Source organism: Thalassotalea fonticola (genome assembly GCF_032911225.1).
In the GTDB taxonomy this organism is placed as follows: Bacteria; Pseudomonadota; Gammaproteobacteria; order Enterobacterales; family Alteromonadaceae; genus Thalassotalea_A; species Thalassotalea_A fonticola.
The window spans coordinates 3,190,837-3,210,459 of record NZ_CP136600.1 but is presented as its reverse complement, the minus strand read 5'-3'; the positions used below and the strand labels follow the sequence as shown (position 1 = coordinate 3,210,459).

Below are 19,623 nucleotides of genomic sequence, written 5' to 3'. Positions count from 1 at the left end.
ACTTGTAAATAGCCGTTAGCTTTACTTGCTAATCGACCATAATTAATTCGACGCCAGCGATCGCAAATGCTTTGATGTATTCGGCGGGAATGCCTTTATCGGTGATTACAGTGTTGATTTTGTCGATATTTTGCACCACATGGCAGCTGCGTTTATCAAACTTTGATGAGTCGGTTACCACAATAATCTCAGCCGATTTTTCACACATTAATCGATTCAAACTGGCTTCTTGTGCAAAGTGAGTGGTGATACCTGCTTGCAGATCAAAACCGTCAACCGCTAAAATAATTTTGTCAAAATGGTAATGACGTAAACTGTCTCTGGCCTGACTGTCAAAGAAAGATTGCGATTTTTGCCGTAATGTTCCACCGGTCACCATGACTTCGATACCATCATGTTGTGCCAATTTTGCCGCTACATTCAGACCATTGGTCATTACTTTTAATTGTTGATGCTGATGCAGACAAAGCGCGACTTCTTCGGTAGTGGTGCCTGAGTCTAAAATAATAGAATCGCCATTATTGATTAACTTTACTGTCTCTTTTGCCAGTAACTTTTTAACCTTATGGTTTTGAATGTGCTTTTGTTTGAAGGATAGCTCTTTTGTTATTCTACTACTGGAAATAGCCCCACCGCGTGAGCGAACTAACAGTGATTTTTTATCTAATTGGTTTAAATCGTTACGAATAGTAACCGTAGAAACAGCATATTCGGATGCTAATGCTTCAACAGATACTTTACCTGTTTTATTGATTTGTTGAATTATTTCACTATGTCTTTCAATCGTGGTGAGCATGATGGCCCCTCCTTAAAATACAAATCTATTGATATGTCTTCATGTTATCTGATAACATGCTAACAAGATATTCGTTACTTTCAAAGTCTTTTCTTTGAAATGAAATAAATCGAAAGAACGGTTAGCTTCATTTTTACCAACAAAATGCAAGTAAATTCGTTTGTTATTAATCAGAAATAAAAGGGGAGATTTATGGAAGCGGCAATAGAAAATACACAAGTTAAGCAATCAAGTTTGGTGCCTATGGCCATTGTTGGTGGTCTGTTTTTCGTCTTTGGTTTTGTCACTTGGCTAAATGGTTCATTGATACCGTTTTTAAAGATCGCCTGTGAACTCAATCATATGGAAGCCTATTTAGTCACCATGGCGTTTTATATTGCCTACACAGTAATGGCATTGCCGGTATCCACAGTGTTAAAACGCAGCGGCTATAAAAATGGCATGGTGTTGGGACTGTTAGTGATGTCGGTTGGCGCCATTATTTTTATTCCCGCAGCGCAAGAGCGAATGTACAGCATATTTTTACTGGCGTTATTTATTCTGGCATCCGGTTTAACCATGTTACAAACTGCCGCCAACCCCTATATTGTTTTGCTCGGTCCGAAAGAAACGGCGGCGGTGCGTATTAGTATTATGGGGTTACTGAATAAAAGTGCCGGTATTGTTGCGCCGATCATTTTTACCGCGTTTGTGTTAAGTGACATGTCGCAGTTTGACGAAACACGGCTTGCGCCCTTGGATGAAATAAAACGTAATGCCGAACTAATGGAACTATCAAGCCGCCTGGTCACTCCCTATATTGTGATGGCGATAATGTTAGCGATATTGGCTGTGGTAATTAAATTGTCGCCACTGCCTGAGCCCAATTTAGAAGAAAATACTAATGACAGCGATGATGATAAATGGGCAATTTTACGCTTTCCACAATTAATCTTTGGCGCCTTGACGCTGTTTTTTTATGTCGGCGTCGAAGTGATCGCCGGTGATACTATTGGCCTGTTTGGTCAAGAAATGGGAGTAAGCAACTTTGGCCAGCTCACCTCTTACACCATGGCGTTTATGGTTGCGGCATACATCACTGGTATGGTGGTGATCCCACGTTTTATTAGTCAGGAAACCGCGTTAGCGCTGTCTGGCGCTTTCGGTATTGTCTTATCAATATTGCTACTCACCTCATCGTCTGATAGTTCCAATGTTTGGCAGTCTTTATTTTTCTGGACTGGCGCACCTCAAATCCCAAATGTCGTGCTTTATGTTGCCTTGTTAGGTTTTGCTAATGCATTGGTATGGCCGGCCATTTGGCCTATGGCATTAACTGGCTTGGGTAAACACACCAGTACCGGTTCCGCTTTACTTATTATGGGGATTTCCGGTGGTGCTTTGATGCCTTTAATATACGGCTATTTAGTTGAATCCAGTGGTAATTCACAAAGTTCTTATTGGATCATGTTGCCGTGTTACTTGGTTATTTTATGGTACGCGTTACATGGTCATAAAATTCGTAGTTGGACTTCAAGCGTTAATGATAAGCATTAACCTGTAAGTGAAAGTAAGCAGCTTTTGCCGATGTTTTAACATCGGCAAACTTATATTTATCACCTCCAATATAGAAGCGTTTGCCAATTAGTTGAGCGTTTCATTCATAACTATTTTTAAGCCATCCCCCCTAAATTTTCGGTTTATCAATCCTAAATTCATAACTTTATGAAGCATTAAAGTGGTCTTAAAGATAAATATCTTGCTAATTTGTCCTTATCTTATTTATGCCCGTTTAGATGTGGTCTTTTCTAATAATATCAATTACTTATGGTGGCTATGCGTTGGTTTTTTAATTCAACACATTTACTCAATTTTATTTTATTTAAAAAAACAGTTGATTGTAATCTAATCAGGTTGTATGTTGTATGACAACTGATAAGTAAAAAGAAAGATAACACTATGTTAATAAGTCGCTTCGAAGGCAAAATTATCAACATATAGAAAACAAGAACTTTGGTTTAAAAACATATAAGATAAGATCATAAAAGGTGGAAACAATGAATTTTAAAACTAGTAGTTTAGCTGCCGCTGTATTTGCTGCAATCTCTAGTACTCCATTAATGGCTGAAGAAGCATTGAAGGACAAAGAAGAGGTTGAAGTAATTGAGGTAACCGGTATTCGCGGTAGCTTAGTTAACTCTTTATTTGATAAGCGTGCGTCAGACAGTATTATTGATGGTGTAGCCGCTGAAGATATCGGTAAATTTCCTGATCAAAACGTTGCCGAATCATTACAACGAATCACTGGTGTAACGATTGATCGTGGTGAAGGTGGTGAAGGCCAAAAAATTTCCATCCGTGGTTTTGGTTCTAATTTTAACAATGTATTGTTTAATGGCCGTTCTATGCCTACAGACGATTCATCTCGTGGTTTTTCATTTGATCTAGTTGCATCCGAGCTTATTAGTGGTGCCGATGTATATAAAACACTTCGAGCAGATACCATAGAAGGTGGTCTTGGTGGTACGGTGAATGTTCATACCGCTCGTCCATTTGATTATGACGGTTTTAAAGGTGTTGCATCAGTGAAGGGGGTTCATGACACCTTAGCGGATAGCACGACTCCATTTGTTTCTGCTTTGATCAGTCAAAATTTTGATAGTGACTTTGGTGTGTTAGCCTCATTTGCATACCAGCAAAGGGATGCTCGCATGGATCAAGCCGGTTCTACCAACTTCCGAGAAAGCAATGTTCAACTTGGTGGTCCGGATTCTGACTTTACCGAAGACAAGTTTAGACGACCACAAAGTGCCTTTCAACGATATGAATTATCAGATAGAGAGCGCATTGGTGGTACCTTAGTCGGTCAATGGCAAGCTGCTGATAATGTGTTAGTGACTGCTGATGTTTTATATTCAAACTTAACTGCCGAGAAAGAAGGTCATACCCTGAGCCGTTATTTCTCCAACCCTCAATTTAATGCCGAGGTCGATGGTAATGGCACTGTTACTGAATTTGACCGATCGGTTAAACCATTTGTTTCTCCTGGGGTATTTCAACTCTATGATAATGGTAAAAAGCTACCAATAGGTCAATGGAACAGTGCTCAATATGCGGATCAGGATCGTGATAGCACTACCACAATGTTCGGTTTAAATGTTGCATGGGATGTATCTGATAATTTTGTTGTCAACGTAGATCTTCATTCTTCAAAAGCAGAAGCACGTTCAAAGAATAACCCCAATATAACTGTTGCTAATCCAACGCAAACTCCTGCACATTGGGAAGATACCGGTGACTCATTCAAGTGGGAAACAAACGATGCTAACTTTTATGGCGATGCGTCTCAATATCATACCAATAATGTTTATTTAACCAGTGATGATAGTGATGATGAAATCACCGAGTTTCGTATTGATTCAGAGTGGCAACCAGAAGATTTAGGGTTATTAACCTCTGTAAAAGCCGGTGTTTATTACTCAGATCGGGAAAAAACAAAAAATCGTGCGGAAACGCCTTGGGGAGATGTTGTTAAGGGCATGTATGCCGGTTTTTATGCCAATGTACCTGAGTCGTTATTTTATAAAATAAGTCCTGATGGCGGTTTTTTATCTGACCATGATGATGGCGGATTTGTAAATAACTGGCTCACCTTTAATCCGGATGATTTATTTGCCTACTTGATCAGTGACGAAGCAAGAGCTAATGCTGACCACCGTGGTGAACAAATTATGAATAATTTTGCCAATGGTGATGACACTTATGCAAATGAAGCCGAAGCACAAGCCGCAGCAGATGCCGCAGTGGCTTTACAGTTAGCTAAAATTGACGCTGGTTTTGCGGCTAATCCTTCTGGCGGCAAATATGGTCCATACACCCCTGTGCACAATGCAGGTAAATCTTGGGTAGTCACTGAAGAAACTATTGCTGCTTATATTGAGGCAAACTTTGCAGGCGATTCATGGTCAGGTAACTTTGGTTTACGTTATATCACAACCGATACCGAATCAGTAAGTGCAGGCGAAGAGTTTGTCGGCATGGAAGAGATCCCTGGTACTGGTGGTTATATTGAACACACCAACACTAGTGATACTATTATGGCTAGTGCCAGTTATGATAAAATTTTACCAAGTGTAAACTTAAAATTTGACTTGACCGAAGACGTCGTTGCTCGTATTTCTTATTCGGAATCATTGACTCGACCAAATTTAAGTCAACTTATTTCTGCGCAAAGTATCAGTGCCTCGGCTATCTCAGATGGTCAAGGCGGCACCGAATTTAATGGTACTATTAATGGCCAAAACCCGGAATTGAAGCCGTACACCTCGTCAAATGTTGATATCGCATTGGAATGGTATTACTCAGATGACAGTTATCTTGGCGCGACTTATTTCTCGAAAAATTTAACCGACTGGATTGTTTCGTCTACTCAAGATGTAACTTTATACGATTCAATCAGCAATGTTGATCGTGAGTTCCAGCAAACATCACCATTTAATACAGAATCTGCTGAAATAAGTGGTATAGAAATGGCGATGCTGCACAACTTTGATAGTGGTTTTGGTGTACAGGCTAACTATACTTTGTTAGATACTAGTGCGGCTTCCGATGAAACCAGTACATCTAATGTAAATATGAATGGTTTGTCTGAAACGTCTTACAACTTAATTGGTTACTATGAGCAAGGTCCTATACAGGCACGTATTGCTTATAATTGGCGCGAAGGTTATACAACCTGTAACAGTTGTTCGTGGGGAGACCCGATGAAAGTAGATAACTATGGTCAGGTTGATGCTTCTGTTAGTTATGACATTAGTGAACAATTCACTGTTTTTGCCGATGTTATTAATTTACTTGATGAAGACCCATACAAATATACCGTACATAAAAACCGAACTATTAGTATTACCGATACTGGTACCCGTTATTCTGTCGGTGTACGTGCGACCTTCTAAATAGCATATTTATCGCTGGGATAAGCCTTTATATTGGGGCTTATCTCTTTTTTATAAATCATCTATTGTTCACATATTTAATAAATCTACTGAGCATCTTCATTAATGCCAATATGTAGCGCTCTGTTGAGTTAATTCTCCGTCGCTTGCGACGCAAATATTTAAATGGTGAAGCTATACTGAATAAAGTCTCGAATTCCATGTTAGTAGCGCATTTTTTTTGGGGGATTTCTCCTGATGACAAATATTTAATCAGATAACTCAACTAGAATTTTAAAAAGGTATAAAAAATGACAAAGAATATGGTTCAGCTAATGTGCTGCTTATTCATCTCGGCCTGTACCGGTATAATCGACGAAAGCGTAGAGTCTGAAAAAGAAACCCTATGGCAAAATTATCTAAAGAACAGTAGTCAAGAAAGGGTGCTAATGGATTTTTCTCATGCAGGGGTTAATTTTTCTGATTCAGCTATCCCCGAACTCGCACTTCCTATATTTGATGTCACTAGCTATGGCGCCGTTGCTGACGATGGTATTGAAGATAAAGATGCAATCCAGCGCACAATAAACGCCGCCGAAAAGGCCGGAGGTGGAATTGTACAGCTCCCTGCTGGCAGGTTTTTGGTAAACGAAATGCCAGGACAGCGGGCAGGTCTTAGAGTGTCTTCCTCGAATGTCATTTTAAGAGGGAGTCAAAATGATAGCAGGCAAACTGAGTTATTTATGGAGCATCATTTAGAACCTGTGGTTGCTGAACAGTTATGGACAGTGCCAGCGATGATCACCTTTCAACCTGCCAACAGTCAGGCATTAACCTCAAACAGCGCAAAACGACAGTATTCATTTCATACACAAATCATCGAAAATTCAGCTGCCAATAGTGAATATGTGACAGTTTTAAATGCAGAGCAATTTCAAATTGGCGATATGGTTACCTTTGAAATGGAAGACCCAGCCGCGAATAATGAATATCTACATGGCAAACCAGTAAGAGGTATTTGGCAAAGAATAAATACCAAAGGTGTGATGGTGGCAGAAAGCCATCAGATTAAAAAAATATCGGGTAATCGCCTGTATTTCATGCGTCCGACATTGACCAGGATAAATGTCGACTATGGTTGGAAAATAGGAAAAGTGCCATCTATCACGAACGTAGGCATCGAAAAAATAAGTTTTAAAGGTAACTTCAATGAAAAATTCAAGCATCACAAAAATTATATTCATGACTCGGGTTTCTCTGCGGTTAAGTTAATAAGAACAAGTCACTCCTGGGTGCGAAACTGTAAGTTTACTGATGTTTCTTATGCTGTAACCGTAGAGGGCGGGATGGCTAATAGTGTTTTATTGAACTCGATTGAAGGTAATTCCGGGCATGGCAGCTTTACCGTTTCGTTTGGCACCAGAAATCTAGTTGGCCTCAATATCGATACCAGTAGTGAAGGTCAATGGCATGGGCCCGGGGCATCACATTTATCGGTTGGAAACGTTTTTTGGAAATTTTATAGTCCGACTTCACGAGGAATTGATGCTCATTCGGTTTTTCCTAGACACACCTTATTTGATGCCATAACAAGTCATGGTTTTGGCGGCTGGGGCGGCTCATATGCAACTTTACCCAATCATCTTGAAGGCTTGGTTTTTTGGAATTTTACCCAGCTAGGCAGTGCAGTCAGTAAGGGTAATGAAGATAATATCGACTTTTGGAATTTACCCGAAAGTGATAGTGAAAAGTATGGTTTTTTAACTGCGGTAAATCCAATTTTAGTCGGTTATCGAGGCAGTGCGACCAGTATTAACGAAAATAATTTATTAAAGTTAGAAAGCGTTAATCAGCATGTAACCCCATCTTCATTATTTGAAGCACAACTTAACCATAGGTTAGGTACAACGCCTGACTGGTTGATTGAATCGATAGAGCAATGGCAAATACTTAAAAATAGGAGGCACTAGAGAACACTTGTCGTTAAACTTATTTGCGCCTAAACAGGTTAGTTGATTTGGTGTTATTAACACTTGTTGGAATAACCTCGTCTCGGTTTGCCATAGATTGCTGTTATTTCCTATCCCTGGGCCCCGAGTAGCAGATCACAAAGCTAAAATACCACTCATAAGTAAACTTGGTTAAATTCAAGTTTGTAGAGTTTAAGACTGCTGATATCTGTCCCACCTTCGGCGTTTAAGATCATTTATTTATTCACGCCCTAAGCATTTTTTGCCGCATCCACTCTTTCGGATCTATTCTTATCCCCCGGCTTAAGATTTGGGTAGTGCAACACAGACATGTTTTTCGGCAATTTAAAGTCAAGGGCGATTGTATTATGTTTGGTGTAAATTTCAATTGCTTGAGAATTGGAGTAATTAACCAGGTTATCGGCATTTTGTTTGCCTTCGTATTTTGCAAAGTTCGTCGAATTTTTTTCATAAAAGAGAGTATGGAAAAAGCAGCGATGTATTGTGCTCAGAACTTGAATAAATCAATCCTCGTTTGCTTAGGTTGGTGATAAGGTGACCATAGATATCAGCAAAATTCATCATTTACTCTTCGTACTCATCCGGTAATATATTATCACGACGTGGACTCCACATAACATAATTAAACCGGTTTTTAGCCATCCAATCAATAATGTAAATTAGCAAAGGACGATTGCCATTGTGTATCTTCATCAATGACAATCAACGAAACTCAAGTTACGGATTTTTAATCTTCTCTCCCTGAGCAAGTGAAAGGTCATTTGAGATAGTTTTGCACATACTGATTACGTGGTTTGACATATGTCACCACTGCGAGTTTAGTTTACTCACTTTACTAGTTGTCAAACCTATTGGAGCACTTAAGTCTAGTATTTAAGGCCTAATCTTAATAAATAGGTATACGATATTAATACATATAATCGTATACCTTTATCAATAATCGTTATTGTGCGCACTAATCTTTAGATAGCTTATACACTTCACTGCCTGTAAGTAGGTAGGCTCCTACGGCATAAATTTGTGAATCTTCTTTGGATACATTATCAGGTGCTTCACCTATTTGTTGTACCCAACCCAGTTTACCATTTGGTTGCACGGCATCTACTAATGCTGTCCATGCTTTGCTGACCACTGGCAGGAAAGTATTTTTGTCTAAAATTCCTTGATTAATACCTGAAGCAAAAGCGAAGGCCATTAATGCGGTGCCACTTGTTTCTTTAAATGGTTTTGATTCAGGCGCTAAAACTGATGGACGCCATAAACCATCTGATTGTTGAGCGCCAGCTAAACGCGTCATCATTTTTTCAAAGATATCTTCATACTTCGCCCGCTTGTTATGATCCTTTGGTAAATTTTCTAAAATGCGTGCGAGACCTGCTGCAACCCAACCGACTCCTCGAGCCCAAATAACCTTTTCACCATTTTTTTCTCGTTTTTCAAAAAATTTAGAATCACGAAAGAAAAGGTGATCTTCTTTATCCCATAAAAAATCAACCGTCGCCCAAAATTCTTTATCGGCAAAGTCTAAATATCGTTGATCACCGGTTTGCTTCGCTAGATTTATCCATACCGGGGGACCCATAAATAAAGCGTCAGCCCAGCACCAGCGATTTTTACAGGGTACTATCGGGAATTTTCTGCCGCCAAATTTGTCATCAAGTTCATCCGAAGTTAAATTCGATTTTTGTACGACATGTTCATAATTTAGAGATATTGTTGATGGTGTTTGCATGATCATTTCAAAAATGACTTTTAACGGCACTAGCATCTCAGGTTCTTGATATTTTTTATAAAGATCTAAATAGAGTTGGCCAATCGCATAATCATCAGCGTTATAAATTCGGGGAGAGAATAAGTATTTCCCCTGCTTTGCAATATCATATTGCAATTGATAATAGCTACTGTCACCTTTTGAGTCTGCTAATTCAGACCAACGAGACATACCTACATGATAGGCCGCATAAACCCATCCCTGCGGATGACTATCGCTGTCGGTTGGTGACATATATGCACCTTCATCATAGCCTTCGAATAGATAGGTTTTTTTATTAAACCGCGTTAATTGCCAGTCAGCAACTTTTTTCATCGCTTTATATACAGCGGGCTTTATGAATTTGGCAGATATTTCATTATTTACATACTGCTCTTTTGCCTCAGGTGAAGTTTCTGAAGTGGCATAACTAAAAGGAGAAGTTAAGCAGCTGAGTAAAAGCACCTGTTTTAGATTACAAGTAATTCGCATCATAGGACCTCATATAAAAATTATCAAACAGAAGAGCCAGAATATGCCGGCCCATAAAAACGAGTAACGTGAACGTTACTTAATTAGATATAGTGAAACTTAGAATGTTACTCCATTTGCTTAATTTAATAAGCTATTTAGACATTTTCATGTTGTACTATTTAAGCATCATTACGATAAAATATATCAGAAGTCTTGTTATCATACAAGTGGTTTGTGTTATTCACTTAAGGCATTAAAAATGACCTTGCTAGTTTCAGAACAAGGCCTGTTTTGCAGTGATAATATTAAAGCTGGGTCCAAATTCCTGGCATGTCAAAAAACCAATCTTGCCATTCAAGTCTAAGTTCAGTGACTTTTTCTGGGTGAGAATTGAGTAAATTGTTTTGCTCAGCCGGATCGTTTTTAAGGTTGAACAAAAATTTAAATAATTTTTTACTGCCATCGGCTTGTTTTAATTTGGTGGTCATCCATTTCCAATCCCCTTTAATATGTGCTCGACCAGAATGATATTTGAAAAATATTGACTCATGTGGTGAACTGGCGTTCGCCCCGCTCAAATAAGGTAATAGATTTTTCCCATCGATAGTTGGTGTGTTTTCTATTGGTTTGGCGTTCGCAGCAGCTAATAGCGTTGGTAATAAATCGAGTGAGATCACGGTTTGATCATAATGACTATTTTCTTTGATATGCCCAGGCCATTTTACGACCATAGGCACCCTAATAGCACCTTCAAATGTTGACCCTTTATAACCACGTAATGGGGCGTTAATTGATGCATTTGTAAGTGCACCACCATTGTCATTCAAAAAAACAACTAGGGTGTTTTCACTTAAACCGAGTTGATCTAATTTAGCGATAATTCTCCCGATGTTATCATCTAAAGAGGCTGTCATGGCTATAAGTTTTCTTCTTTTAGGATCGACAACACTTTCGGGGACTGCTGTTAAACGATGAGCTTGTGCATGCATGGGGGTATGGACGGCAGTATATGAAACATAAGCAAAAAAAGGTTGTGTCTTATTTCGTTCAATAAAGTCAATGGTTTCATTGGTTAATAAATCAGTAACATAGCCGGTCGTTTCGGTCAGTAACTCGCCATTTCTTTGCAACACTTTATATTTGTCAGCAGGCTTTTTAATTACTTGTTTAAAATAGTCGCGCGAGCCGTCTAATAAACCATAAAAATGATCGAAACCTCGATTATTGGGATGATACACATCTTTATTACCCAAGTGCCATTTTCCTATTGCTGCAGTTCGATAGCCTAGGGCTTTAAAATGATCACCCATAGTTTTTTCGCTTTGGGCTATACCCCTGTTAAGATCCTCTTTAGTTGTTAGATTTCTTTCAAAACTAAAACGTTGCTGGTAACGGCCGGTTAGTAACCCCGCGCGTGATGGCGCACATACTGGAGCAGATACATAACCTCGGGTAAATGTTACACCTGACTTCGCGATAGCATCAATATTAGGCGTTTCGATTATTTTGCTGCCTTGAAAACCAAAATCGGCGTAACCTGCATCGTCAGATATGATTAATACAATATTGGGTGAAGTACTCGATTTTGCATGTGCGGGGGATAGGAAGCACATTAAAGTAATGATAGAGATGCTCAATATCATAGCGATTGAAAATAGTAATTTTGTATTCATCTTATTGTTCTCCAATTTTGTTCAAATAATATATTTGTTGCTTACATATGCAATTCATTTACTCCTCGCATGAACGAATTCTCTTGGTTTTTCCAGATAAAAAAGCAATATGATAGTTATTAATATCTAGAACGATAGGAAAAGCTTAAATTCAGACTAGCAAATGACGCAGGTTTAGCACCGTATGGTTGGCATTAGTTATGATTAGTACAAACGATTAGACAATGGAAAGTTTGATAAAAGCTTCAGTGCAAAACAAAACTGACAGTGACCCAATAAAGCGTACAGGACTGCCAGTTTGTATCTAGATTTTTTCGTTAGTTAGAGTGCCAATCTATTTAGTTAATTTTCTTCTAGCGAGTAAAATTAAAGTAAATAACATGTAACCCATTGAACCGCCACCAGAGCTTGCTTTGTCTTCATTCGGAACTTCAGCATTAACCATAATAGTCACTTTATCGGTTGTGGTTAGTTCACCATCATTTGCCGTTAAGGTTAATACGTAGGTACCCGCAGCGGCAAAGCTTGCTATAGTTTCAGCTGAATTTACATCGGCAAAGGTAACACCTTCTGGACCTGACCATGTACAGGTTTTTGCATCTGTTGATGGCAAATCATCATCATTACAAGCACCACTTAAGTTTACCTTATCACTAGGTAATACAATTGATTGTAGGGTACCAGCATAGGCAATTGGCGCCACATTCGTAGGCTGTTCTGGTTCACCAGTTTCTCCAGGTTCTGTTGTGCCTCCTGAATACGGCTTCCATGTCATATTATCTATAGCGACGGCATTGTCTCCCTCGCCAGTACTCATATTCTGTATAGCAAGGGTGAAATCGCCCTCAATGTTGATGTCATTCACCTGGTAGGTGTACTCGTCTTCACCGGTATGAGTAAACGTATCGACCACTTCACCATTAATCAATAATTCTAGTGTACGCTCATTTCCTTCACTCCATAAATCTTTAGCTGGAGCCGAGAATGAGCTGATTCCGCCTGAAATTAAGCCTGATTGTATCGCTATAAATCTTGGTTTACTTGGATTACCCTGGAAATAGATGTGCTTAGATGGATTCAGGTACTCGGTTACGCCTTTGGCATTGACGGTCCACTCAATGTCATTGGCACCAACATAGGTTTCAGTGCCCCAACCATCCAATGCTAAGTTACTGAAAGTCTCTTTGCTTTGCTCTTCTACAGATGTAATAACTGTTGTTGCAGTAAAATTACCGTCATTAGTTGTTGCAGTAATAGTAACACTACCACTGGATAGAGCTTTTACCAATCCGCCAGCATCAACGGTTGCGATTGCGGGATCACTCGAACTCCAGACTATAGAAGTGTCAGTGGCATATGAAGGTGTTACCATAGCAGATAGAGTTAAAAACTGGCCTGCAATTATTTGTGCACTGGCTTGAGCCATACTGATTCCAGTTACCGGTATGCCTGCTGCATACCAGTTGGTTTTCATCGTATCGAATTGAGCTTTTGCTGCCACTGTCCAATCTGGTTCATTACTCGCAAATGATACCCATGAAATATTATCAACAGCAATAGAGTGTGTCTTCTCAGCCCCAGCACTGACATTTTGAATACCAATGATAAAATCGCCGGCAATGTTAATATCATTGACCGTAAAGGTATATACTTCGGTACCGGTATGAGTTGATGTAGCAATCACGTCGCCATTAATTAATAATTCAAGGGTGCGTTCATCACCAGCATCCCATTTATCGATCAAATCAATAGAAAATGAGCTAATACCGCCAGAGATAGTACCTGATTCTACCGCTAACACGGGGCCGTTCTCAGGAATTTGAAAATAAAGGCTTTTAGTGCCATTTACAAAAGTGCCACTACCACTGCCATCAATAGACCATGTAATACCATTATCACCCACATAGGTTTCAGCGCCCCAGGTAGTTAGGGTCATATTAGTAAAGGTTTCAGTTTGAGTAACAAGTGGTGGTTCAATAACTGGTGGTTCATTACTCGCAAATGATACCCATGAAATATTATCAACAGCAATAGAGTGTGTCTTCTCAGCCCCAGCACTGACATTTTGAATACCAATGATAAAATCGCCGGCAATGTTAATATCATTGACCGTAAAGGTATATACTTCGGTACCGGTATGAGTTGATGTAGCAATCACGTCGCCATTAATTAATAATTCCAGGGTGCGTTCATCACCAGCATCCCATTTATCGATCAAATCAATAGAAAATGAGCTAATACCACCAGAAATGGTGCCTGATTCTACCGCTAATACGGGACCGTTCTCGGGAATTTGAAAATAAAGGCCTTTAGTGCCATCGACAAAAGTGCCACTACCACTGCCATTAATAGACCATGTATTACCATTATCACCGACATAAGTTTCCGCACCCCAGCTAGTTATCGTCATATTAGTAAAGGTTTCTGTTTGGGTAACGGGTTCTTCAACAACGGGGTCTTCAATAACAGGAACGGGGATTCCAACGACAGAACGATGGGCTAGCTGCGCTTCATAAAGCGACTCAGGGCTAACTTTACTTCCTGTGCTTTCTTGGTATTTTAGACTTGCAGCTGCAAACGTTGTGTCATTACCATGGTAGCCGACAATAGTGGGGCTAACTAAAGTTGTACCACAATAGTTAGAACCACATTCTCCTGGCCAAAAATTAACAGGGTCGGCTGTCTCCGCTTCGGTTGCAGACTGATTCCATATGGTCAAACCTGTTAAGTGATTAGGGTTATTAGAATAGTGCCCACCAGAACTGGAGATACCAGCACTGGCATAATTATCGATCAAGTTTGTACGTGGCTGAGCCGCGTGTAAGTCCCAACCATTACCCATTTCTGCTTCCACTCTCCAGGTAACTGAGCCATTTGCACGGCCTGACATATCAGCACCATGATAAAAGCCATTGGAAGTATTATCCCAGATCAAACCCTGTAAAATTCGGCTAGAACTTCCACCAATATTGGTCAGCGCATGGCCACCATTGCCATCAGCTAATATGGTATGTATGCTCGAAGCATACGACAGTGACATGCCTACAGGTCTGGTTACATTGGTAAATCGAGAACGAGTCACCCAAGAGTTAGCAGCACGTACCATAGATACAGCATGCCAACCGTAATCATGAATATAATCTTTGTGATGAACAAAGTTGTCAGTGAAGTTACCTTTAAAATGAATATCTTCAAAACCAATATTTTCCATCATGGTATAAGGTTCTGCAGTCCAGTTGAGACTCGCATCGATATCATCAACAACGGGATCTTTTAGGGTAATTGTATTGTCAGTACTATTAATTGCGACGATTTGATGGAATTCGCTTAATTCAACGCCGTTATCATTAATAGCAGACCACACACTGTTTGGTGTTCTGTTATCAAGGTAATCAGAGTTGGCGGTCAGATTTGCAGTCATTTTTAGTCGAAGGTATTTTTCACCTGCGAAAATATTTGCATCTGTAACGTGAATAATAGTGCTGCCTCTGCTTTCATCTTGTGTGATGGAGGTAATCGCATTGGTAGAAGAAGGAATTGAATAGGTGATCATATTAGGCGTAGCCCATGGCTGGGCACCATCAGGCAGCAACATATGATTTTGCATTTTAATAATTGTGCCGCCAGGTGTTGAGCCACTTCCTTTGAGGATAATATTTGATGAGCTTATCTGAATGGTACTAGTGCTTTCAGCATCGGTATTAACCAAAAATTCACCAGCAGGAAAAAAAACCACACCTCCACCATTAGCTTCTGCCGTATCAATTGCTAACTGAATGGCGTTCTGATCAGAAACTAAATCATTAGCTATTGCGCCATAATCAGTAACATTGAACACATCTAAAGTATGATTTTCAGGTATCCCCTCCATGCCAAGTTTATAACCTGCATAGGAATAGTCGGGTAATACAGGGATAGTTGGAGAGGAAATAACTCCGGTATACTGCTGCCATATATCCGCATCGGCAGCGTAAGCAGAACTACCAAGGGCCGCTATTAATGTACTACTTAGCACCAGCGCCTGTTTTATTCTGAATTTATCGAGTTTAGTCTGAATCATTTTATAACACCTTTATTATATTAGAAATAATACACTTAAATGGATTAGATACTTACTTTTTATTTAACCCCGGTTACAGGGGGATGTAAGTTAAGTTCGCTTTATGCGTTTGTAATTATTTAATGTTTAACTTATCAGTTGTCATACAACATACAATCAGATTAGATTATAATCAACTGTTTTTGAAATAAAATGAAATTAAGTGGTGTGGCTTATTCATTAATGCACAAGAGGAAACGATGTAAGTATCTGAAATTAAGTCTAAAATTTAAATTTTATATACTGGATGAGCTAAATAGTATAATGAAAAATTTTTACGAAATATTTTGATGTGGTTCTGTTTAAGTTTTAATGAAAGGCTATATTTAAGCAATATTAACTTTCATTTTAGTACGAGATTTGGCCGCTATAAATCGCTTTTTATATTACACTTATTGCTGAAGTAAATATTGATATTTTTTAATAAAAAGGGCCAATATAATCAGTAAATACCTTTATACTGGCCGATTTAATTAAGTTAGCTTAATTGCTTGCCATGACAGTTCTATATGCCGTTAACATTGCTTTAGTTTCATTAGGAAATTCTTTAGCAACATTGTGCATTTGTCCTGGGTCCTCATTGAGATCGTACAGTTGATAACAAGAACAATAACCTGTTTCCACGTCTTCTTTGGCAAGCTTTTCATCGCCCCAGTAGGGCGGAATGAATAGCCAGTTCCCTTCTCGATAAGCCGTTTTTCCCCCTAATGCCTGAACAACAAGTCCTTGACGACCTTGTTTTGATTTACCTAATAAGGCATCAAGGTGATCTTGACTATCGGAGGCAGCAATTTGTTGCCCGGTTAAGTTTGCTAGTGAAGCGAGAAGGTCGTGTTGTGAAACAAGCGCATCAGATACACCCGGCTTAATTTTACCTGGCCAGCTAATCATAAATGGAATATGCGCGCCTGCGTCGAATAAACTGTATTTACCGCCGCGTAAATTGCCCGCAGGGGTATGCTTACCCAATTTAGTTACTGCGTCATCGTGATAACCATCATCCAAAACGGGGCCGTTATCGGAAGAAAAAACCACTAAGGTATTATCTGTTAAACCGGTTTGTTCTAAGGTTGTTAAAAATTCACCTATCGCCCAGTCGGCTTCCAAAATGGCATCACCACGTGGGCCAAGACCCGATTTTCCAACAAAACGCTGATTGGGGATCCGTGGTACATGAGGTTGATGTAAGGTGTAGAATAAGAAAAATGGTTTGCTCTTATTGGCTTTGACGAAGTTTTGCGCTTCATTTAAAAACAAATCTGACATCTCTTCGTCTATCCATTGCGCACTTTTACCGCCTTTTTGGTAACCGATACGAGGCACGCCATTATTAATACTATGGTAATGACCATTGCTGAAGCTCATTTTTGTCAGTAATTCCGGGTTGTCGATACCCGTTGGCTCACCCGGGAAATTTTTCTGGTAGCTCACTTGCAGTGGGTCATTTTTTTCTAATCCCACTACGTTGCCATTTTTCACATAGACGTTAGGTACGCGGTCGTTAGTGGCGGCCATAATGTATGAATAATCAAAACCAACTTCATTTGGTCCTAATGGGATATGTTCATTCCAGTCCATTTGACCACTGCCTAAACCTAAGTGCCATTTGCCGATAACCGCAGTGCGATAGCCCGCTTTTTTCAGCATTTTCGGCAAGGTAATTTTGCTTGGGTCGATTAATAATGGTGCATCACCGGGCAAAATCGCCGCACCTTTGCGCCAGGGATATTGGCCGGTAAGGATAGAAAATCGGCTCGGTGTACAAGTAGCCGCCGTCGCATAGCCATTGCTAAACCTAATGCCTTGCTCGGCAATACTGTCAATGTTGGGTGTCGATAATTTTCCCATGCCATAGGCACTGACATCACCAATACCTAAATCATCGGTGTAAATAATAACAATGTTCGGTGAACTGGTGTTTTCGGTTTCAGCATAACTATACGATACGCCGCCTAGTGTGGTCAGCAACGTTAGCGATAGCTTGAAAAATTTATTGAGCGATTTTTTAGTAAACATCGAAGGCCCTCTGGTGATGATCAAATTAACTCTCATTAATTAACCGAAAGAAAACTCAGACTTCCTGGTTAATGAATGACGATTACTAATGATGTTACCATCTTATATGATAACTGACAATGGCACGCCTTATATTGATGGTTTCTGTGTTTTCATTACAAATAACTTGTCTGCTCATATGAAGACTGATATCTTGGCGGTGTAAAATGTTTCGTGAATAACGAAATAGTAATCAAGCCAAATGTTACGGAGACAAATATGACCACCAGAGCGGCAATGAAAAGTTGGCAATCACTACAAAGCCATGCGCAACAGATGAAGCAACATCATATGAATGAGCTGTTCACTAATGATGACCAGCGCTTCGATAAATTCTCTGTGCAGCTGCCTTCGATGTTGCTCGATTACTCAAAAAATCTGATCACTGACGACACCATGGCAAAACTTATTGCCCTGGCCAAAGAGTGTGAAGTAGAGGCCTGGCGTGAAAAAATGTTTAATGGTGAGCGCATTAATAGCACCGAAGAGCGTTCGGTGTTGCATACCGCGTTGCGCAATCGATCGAACAAAGCCATTGTTGTCGACGACGTCGATATCTCAACATGCGTACAAAATACCTTGGATAAAATGCAAGTGTTTAGTGATAAAATTCGACAGGGCTTATGGCAGGGCTATTCCGGCAAACGCATTACCGATGTGGTCAATATTGGTGTCGGCGGCTCGAACCTGGGGCCGCAGATGGTCACCGAAGCACTGAAACAATACAGCGATAACAGCGTTAATGTGCATTATGTATCGAACGTTGATGGTACTCAAATTGCCGAAGTTCTGCGGCCGCTTAACCCAGAAAAAGTGCTGTTCATTGTTTCCAGTAAAACTTTTACCACCACAGAAACCATGACCAATGCCAATACCGCAATGAAATGGCTGGTTGCTTCATCGTTTGATCAATCGGCGATTGGCAAACACTTTGTTGCGGTTTCGAGTAATAAAGAAAATGCAGTGAGGTTTGGTATTGCTGAAGAAAATATTTTCGATATGTGGGATTGGGTCGGCGGCCGCTTTTCACTCTGGTCAGCAATCGGTTTACCGATTGCCATCGATCTTGGCTTTGATAAATTCATCGAGTTACTCGAAGGTGCTGAACAACTGGATCAACACTTTTGTCAAACCCCGTTAGAGCAAAATGCACCGGTGATTTTGGCGTTGCTAAGTGTGTGGAACTGTACGTTTATGGGCGCGCAATCGCAAGCGATACTGCCTTATGACCAATCTTTGCATATGTTGTCGGCTTATATGCAACAAGCTGAAATGGAAAGCAACGGCAAATCAGTGACCTGGCATGGTGATGAGATTAATTACTCAACCGTGCCGTCAATATGGGGTGAACTGGGAATAAACGGCCAGCATGCTTTCTATCAGTATCTGCATCAAAGTAATAATATCGTGCCTGCTGATTTTATTGGCTCGGTTGAAAGTGTCACACCAGTAATAGGGCACCATGAAACCTTGATGTCTAACTTCTTCGCCCAAACTCAGGCGCTCATGGAAGGCGTAGATGAACAGCAAGTTCGTGCTGATTTAAAAGCGAAAGGCCGAACACAAGAGTACATTAACAAAGTGGCACCACATAAGGTGCACAAAGGCAACCGTCCGACCAATACCTTGCTAATGGAGCGTATCTCACCACACACGATTGGTAGTTTAATTGCATTGTATGAACATAAAATCTTTGTTCAGGGCGTTCTGTTACAAATATGTTCTTTCGATCAGTGGGGGGTTGAATTGGGTAAAGGCCTGGCAAATAAAATCCAACAAGAACTTGAAAATGGAGAACTTAATATTAACCACGATAGTTCGACTTACGGTTTAATTAAGTACTATAAAACCATTAGGGCGAATGAATAGGTT

9 protein-coding genes are annotated in these 19,623 nt (G+C 39.9%); 4 read left to right on the top strand and 5 right to left on the bottom strand.

Annotated features, from left to right (window positions below; all coding sequences use genetic code 11):
- Positions 1–28 precede the first annotated feature (28 nt).
- Entirely contained in the window at positions 29–796 is a 768-nt protein-coding gene (gene agaR / locus RI844_RS12935) for a transcriptional repressor AgaR (protein ID WP_348395087.1), read from the bottom strand.
- Positions 797–988: 192 nt separating this feature from the next.
- Here agaR and RI844_RS12930 point away from each other — a divergent pair, with 192 nt between their 5' ends.
- The 3 genes from RI844_RS12930 (at position 989) to RI844_RS12920 (ending at position 7,679) form a co-directional block, all read left to right on the top strand.
- Positions 989–2,332 (top strand): sugar MFS transporter, encoded by a 1,344-nt coding sequence (locus RI844_RS12930; protein WP_348395086.1) that lies wholly within the window; start codon positions 989–991, stop codon positions 2,330–2,332.
- Positions 2,333–2,832: 500 nt separating this feature from the next.
- The gene (locus tag RI844_RS12925; protein WP_348395085.1) at positions 2,833–5,730 is read left to right on the top strand and encodes a TonB-dependent receptor; all 2,898 of its coding nucleotides are present in this window, start codon (positions 2,833–2,835) and stop codon (positions 5,728–5,730) included.
- Positions 5,731–6,020: 290 nt separating this feature from the next.
- Positions 6,021–7,679: a DUF4955 domain-containing protein gene (locus RI844_RS12920; protein WP_348395084.1), complete on the top strand. Its 1,659-nt coding sequence runs from the start codon at positions 6,021–6,023 to the stop codon at positions 7,677–7,679.
- Between the two features lie 976 nt (positions 7,680–8,655).
- Here the strand turns inward: RI844_RS12920 and RI844_RS12915 are convergent.
- From RI844_RS12915 to RI844_RS12900, 4 genes are all read right to left on the bottom strand, one after another.
- Entirely contained in the window at positions 8,656–9,945 is a 1,290-nt protein-coding gene (locus RI844_RS12915; protein ID WP_348395083.1) for a glycoside hydrolase family 88/105 protein, read from the bottom strand.
- 284 nt (positions 9,946–10,229) lie between these two features.
- The gene (locus RI844_RS12910; RefSeq protein WP_348395082.1) at positions 10,230–11,597 is read right to left on the bottom strand and encodes a sulfatase-like hydrolase/transferase; all 1,368 of its coding nucleotides are present in this window, start codon (positions 11,595–11,597) and stop codon (positions 10,230–10,232) included.
- A gap of 334 nt (positions 11,598–11,931) precedes the next feature.
- On the bottom strand, positions 11,932–15,657 hold the full coding sequence (locus RI844_RS12905) for a DUF4955 domain-containing protein (protein ID WP_348395081.1): 3,726 nt from the start codon (positions 15,655–15,657) through the stop codon (positions 11,932–11,934).
- A 522-nt stretch (positions 15,658–16,179) separates the two neighbouring features.
- Positions 16,180–17,712, bottom strand: a complete 1,533-nt coding sequence (locus RI844_RS12900; protein WP_348395080.1) for a sulfatase family protein — start codon at positions 17,710–17,712, stop codon at positions 16,180–16,182.
- Positions 17,713–17,970: 258 nt separating this feature from the next.
- Here RI844_RS12900 and pgi point away from each other — a divergent pair, with 258 nt between their 5' ends.
- Positions 17,971–19,620 (top strand): glucose-6-phosphate isomerase, encoded by a 1,650-nt coding sequence (gene pgi / locus RI844_RS12895; protein WP_348395079.1) that lies wholly within the window; start codon positions 17,971–17,973, stop codon positions 19,618–19,620.
- Positions 19,621–19,623 lie beyond the last annotated feature (3 nt).

Bases quoted from the DNA above. Each gene is read 5' to 3' on its own strand.
- RI844_RS12905 (WP_348395081.1), bottom strand. From the start codon at position 15,657: ATGATTCAGACTAAACTCGATAAATTCAGAATAAAACAGGCGCTGGTG.
- RI844_RS12915 (WP_348395083.1), bottom strand. From the start codon at position 9,945: ATGATGCGAATTACTTGTAATCTAAAACAGGTGCTTTTACTCAGCTGC.
- RI844_RS12920 (WP_348395084.1), top strand. From the start codon at position 6,021: ATGACAAAGAATATGGTTCAGCTAATGTGCTGCTTATTCATCTCGGCC.
- RI844_RS12910 (WP_348395082.1), bottom strand. From the start codon at position 11,597: ATGAATACAAAATTACTATTTTCAATCGCTATGATATTGAGCATCTCT.
- RI844_RS12925 (WP_348395085.1), top strand. From the start codon at position 2,833: ATGAATTTTAAAACTAGTAGTTTAGCTGCCGCTGTATTTGCTGCAATC.
- pgi (WP_348395079.1), top strand. From the start codon at position 17,971: ATGACCACCAGAGCGGCAATGAAAAGTTGGCAATCACTACAAAGCCAT.
- agaR (WP_348395087.1), bottom strand. From the start codon at position 796: ATGCTCACCACGATTGAAAGACATAGTGAAATAATTCAACAAATCAAT.
- RI844_RS12900 (WP_348395080.1), bottom strand. From the start codon at position 17,712: ATGTTTACTAAAAAATCGCTCAATAAATTTTTCAAGCTATCGCTAACG.
- RI844_RS12930 (WP_348395086.1), top strand. From the start codon at position 989: ATGGAAGCGGCAATAGAAAATACACAAGTTAAGCAATCAAGTTTGGTG.